The 4,511-nt window shown below is 44.4% G+C and carries 1 protein-coding gene and 3 pseudogenes; 2 read left to right on the top strand and 2 right to left on the bottom strand.

What is annotated here, in order from left to right:
- Both PENNN9_RS13600 and PENNN9_RS13595 read left to right on the top strand, forming a co-directional pair.
- Positions 1-982: pseudogene (locus PENNN9_RS13600) on the top strand (hypothetical protein); the annotation flags it as partial.
- 41 nt (positions 983-1,023) lie between these two features.
- Positions 1,024-1,629: pseudogene (locus tag PENNN9_RS13595) on the top strand (chorismate-binding protein); the annotation flags it as partial.
- An 84-nt stretch (positions 1,630-1,713) separates the two neighbouring features.
- Here PENNN9_RS13595 and hisC read toward each other — a convergent pair.
- Both hisC and hisD read right to left on the bottom strand, forming a co-directional pair.
- Complete coding sequence (gene hisC, locus PENNN9_RS12140; protein ID WP_058369827.1) at positions 1,714-2,862, bottom strand: histidinol-phosphate transaminase; 1,149 nt, start codon at positions 2,860-2,862, stop codon at positions 1,714-1,716.
- A 218-nt stretch (positions 2,863-3,080) separates the two neighbouring features.
- Positions 3,081-4,377: pseudogene (gene hisD / locus PENNN9_RS12135) on the bottom strand (histidinol dehydrogenase).
- Positions 4,378-4,511 lie beyond the last annotated feature (134 nt).

Raw genomic sequence — 4,511 nt, 5'->3', positions numbered from 1 at the left:
TCATCCGCCCTTGGGCCGTAATAGCTGGCGTTTTGGTGCGCTGAGTGCTGCTGAGCTGTTGCCAAAGCTGCAGCGCCACTTAATCAAGCAAGACGTTCAGACCAACTGGCAACTGGTTTGGCTAAACAATGCTGGACGACCAGTGATTGGCTTGCTACCAAAAGTAAGCTGGTCTGTATACGCTACTCATAACCAAATCTCTCATACAAAGTTGCCTACCTATAAAGTAATAAAACACTGCCGCAGTGATAAGAATGCTGTTACGACAGCATATATGAATTATATCAAGTGGCAAGACGAGTTGATTGCTTATAGTCAAGCTTATGAGGCTAATAACACCGTCTCAAACTCTCTAAACACACTCTATGAGAAGCCAAATTATCATCACGGTTTAATAGGTTTTATTGGTTATGATATTGCCGCTCATGAGCTGAGTCCAGCGGCTAATATTAAGCTGGCAGCGCAGCCTTGTGCGGTATTGGGGCACTATGACATGTATCTGACGCCCTGCGATAGTGGTCGTGGCTGGGCGCTGCGTACTGTAGGGCTACATACACCATCAGATGAGACAGACCCAGCGCTTGGCTTGCTGATATCCTGCTTAGACTCACTAGAACAACAGCTATCTAAAACAACAAATAACATTGCAAAAACGCCTGCGCCATTACACCTACAGCCGCGCTGGCACCAACATGACTATCAAGCAGCTTTTGATAAAACCCAATACTATCTACAGCAAGGCGACTGTTATCAGATCAACCTGACTCAAGAATGGATAGGATATCTGGCGAGCGCTAGAGAGAATGCATTTACTCAGTCCACAAGCCTGATCGCTTATTTGCCAGTGCTCCATCAAAACACCCAAGCGCCCTTTGCAGGTACTTACAAACCCAGCCGCTTGATGACGATAGGTTTGATAATAGCAACAATGACCGTGATGCTCGTGACCTTCATAGCGTTAACCCTCAATTTGAACTACTAAGCTGCTCGCCTGAGCTATTTTTTACCTTTACCAAAGAACCTAATAGCGGCAAACATCATATCATCACCAAACCCATCAAAGGCACCATGCCGCGCAGCACCAACCGCGAACAAGATAACGCCTATAAGCAGCAGTTGATCGACAGTGAAAAGGATCGCGCCGAAAACGTCATGATTGTCGACTTATTGCGTAACGACTTGGGCAAATATGCCAAAATTGGTAGCGTTAAAGTACCCAAACTGTTTGCTATCGAGAGCTTTAGCAATGTCCATCATATGGTCAGCACCATCCGCGCCGAGCTAAAAGACGATGCCCATCCATTAGCCGTATTGTTTGGTAGTCTGCCAGCAGGCTCGATCACTGGCACGCCAAAAAAGCGCGCTGTCGAAATCATTTCTGAGTTAGAGCAAGCACCGCGTGGCGCCTATTGTGGCACCATGGGCTATATGAATTTTGATGGAAGTGGGCAGTGGAATGTACTCATTCGTACGTTGCAGGCTAATAGCTTAGCAAATGCCGAGACAGAGGTCAGCTTATGGGCAGGTGGCGGTATTACTGTCGCCTCTAACTCTAAAGAGGAATATCAAGAGTGTCTCGATAAAGTGGGCAATCTATTAAACGTATTAAACCAACCAGACATCATATAAAGGTTTTCCCAATACTTTATGTAAAACTCATATAGCGGAACACTTTATTATCGATTGGTCATTTAACATTGCCCTGATAAAAACTTAGCCCATATTTGAGATAGACTCATTATCTGTACTGGTCGTTTGCATAGCCGTCAGAGCATCAATCAAGCGCTCATGCTGCGCTTGTGTACCGACCGTGATACGAAGATACTCTTGGATGCGCGGCTTATCAAAATGTCGCACGATAATGCCTTGCTCGCGTAATTTAGCAGCCACTGCGCTTGCGTCCCCATCTTTAGGACGGACAAATACAAAGTTGGCATGCGACGGCAGTACTTGATAGCCAAGCGCTGTTAGCTGAGTCGTCAACGACTTGCGCAGATCAATGACTTGTTGGCGGGTTTGTTCAAAATAATTATTATCCAAAACGCTAGCAGTTGCGCCAGCTTGCGCCAACTTATCTAATGGATAGCTATTAAAGCTGTTTTTCATACGCGTCAACGCTTCGATTAATGACGCATCACCAAAAGCCATTCCGACGCGCAAACCTGCTAATGATCGAGATTTTGAAAAGGTTTGAGTCACCAATATATTGTCAAACTCATTGATTAAGCTCACCGCTGAAACCTGAGTACTAGAGTTGGTATCATCTATACAAGCAAAGTCAATATAAGCTTCATCAATGACTATCACCGAATTGGAGTGCTCGCTTGCAAGTTTACGAATATCGGCAAGCGATAACAGCAGTCCTGTCGGTGCATTGGGGTTGGCAATAATGATACCGCTACAAGGTTGGCGGTAAGCATCGGGATCGATACTAAAATCATCCTCCAATGCAATCTGTACCAGCTCTATACCGAAAGTCTGCGCATAGACAGGATAGAAGCTATAGCTGATGTCTGGTGCTAAGACAGGTCGCTCTTTGAGAAAAAAGCTGGCAAATACTAAAGCGAGAACTTCGTCTGAGCCATTACCGACAAATACCTCGTTTATATCAAGATTATATAACTCGGCTAATGCCGTACGCAGATCATCAGATTCAGGAGCTGGATACAGACGTAAATCGTAAGCCTGCTGCTCTAAGACGTTAGCAATGGCCTCCCCTACCTTCGGTGATGGCGGAAATGGATTTTCGTTGGTGTTCAGTTTACACAAATTAGCATGCTGGGGCTGCTCACCAGGGACGTAAGGTGACAAGTTACGTGCTTTGGACGACCAAAGTCTGGTATCAACTTTTTGTTCACTCATAAGTTATCCTACTCATAGCTAAAAGGGTTGCAAGACCTAAAATGACAGTAATAATAATGTTTTGACGATATCTTATTAAATTCTAATTACAGTAATAATAATGTTTTGACGATATCTTATTAAATTCTATACAGCCTCAGTTATAACCACTATATATTTCTGATAAAGGGTTCTTTATATCCGCTATTCTGTCTATATAACGTCTATGTATAGGTATTTTACTGGTAACGATATCGAGCTGAGCGTGCATGAGCTTCCAAATCTTCGTGCTGCGCTAAAAATGTCAGCGGTCTCAGCCAGTGGCTTACTACCGTCCTTACTACAGTAAATGATAGATGATTTCTTTTGAAAGTCATAGACACCGAGCGGCGAAGAAAAACGCGCAGTCCCTGAGGTTGGTAGCACATGATTGGGTCCCGCGCAGTAGTCACCGATTGCCTCAGGCGTATGACGTCCCATAAAGATAGCACCCGCATGACGAATATCCTCAAGTAGTGCATCAGGGTCATCAACAGACAGCTCTAAATGCTCAGGTGCAATGCGATTGATCAAAGCCATACCCTCGCTTCTGTCTTTGACTAGGATAAGGGCACCACGATTTTGTAATGAGTCGCGAGCGATATCTGCTTTTGGCAATTTTGCTAAAGCGTTTTCAATCTCTGTAGCGACTTGTGCCAACTGCTCGCTACTTGTCGTCACAAAAATCGCTTGAGCAATACAGTCATGCTCCGCTTGGGACAACAAATCCATGGCTAACCAATCGGCACGGTCTTGGGCTTGCCCTTCTGCATACACCAGCACTTCAGATGGACCAGCTATCATATCGATACCTACCTGCCCAAATACGGCTCGTTTGGCGGCTGCCACATATTTATTGCCAGGGCCAGTGATTTTGTCTACCGCTGGAATAGTTTTGGTACCATATGCTAACGCTGCCACGGCCTGAGCGCCACCAATCGTAAACACGCGATCGACTTGAGCCAAATGCGCGGCTGCCAATACTAAGGGGTTTAGTACGCCATTGGGGGCTGGTACAACCATGATAACTTCTGTGACGCCAGCGACTTTTGCAGGAATAGCATTCATCAGTACAGAAGATGGATAAGATGCGAGCCCGCCTGGTACATAAATACCCACACGATCAAGTGGCGTCACTTTCTGTCCTAGGCGATTTCCCAACTCATCCTCATATTGCCATGTCTCTTGAACTTGGCGTTTATGAAATGTCTGCACACGCGTCGCCGCTGTAGTCAATGCCGTCTTTACTTTTCCATCTAAATTGTCAAAAGCTTCAGCGAGTGATTGTTTAGACAGTTCTAACTCTTGTATCGTCGTTGCTGGATGCTGATCAAACTTTTGGGTCAATGCTAGCACTACGTTATCACCATCATGACGTACTTGAGTAATAATATCATCGACAGTCTTTAACAGATCAACATCGTTGACTGTCTCAAATGCCAGCAGATCCTTCAATTGCTGTTCAAAATCGGTATCTTGAGTACTTAACTGACGCATGATTTAATCCTATGTTTAAGCCAAAAAGACGGCTGGAAAAACAAAAACTATGAAAACAATCAAATCATAATAATAGCTTTTACTAAATGAACTATCATTATCTTCAATAAATGATATTTGGATTTTTTCTTAGT

Source organism: Psychrobacter sp. ENNN9_III (assembly GCF_001462175.1).
In the GTDB taxonomy this organism is placed as follows: Bacteria; Pseudomonadota; Gammaproteobacteria; order Pseudomonadales; family Moraxellaceae; genus Psychrobacter.
This window is presented reverse-complemented; position numbering and strand designations above follow the sequence as displayed.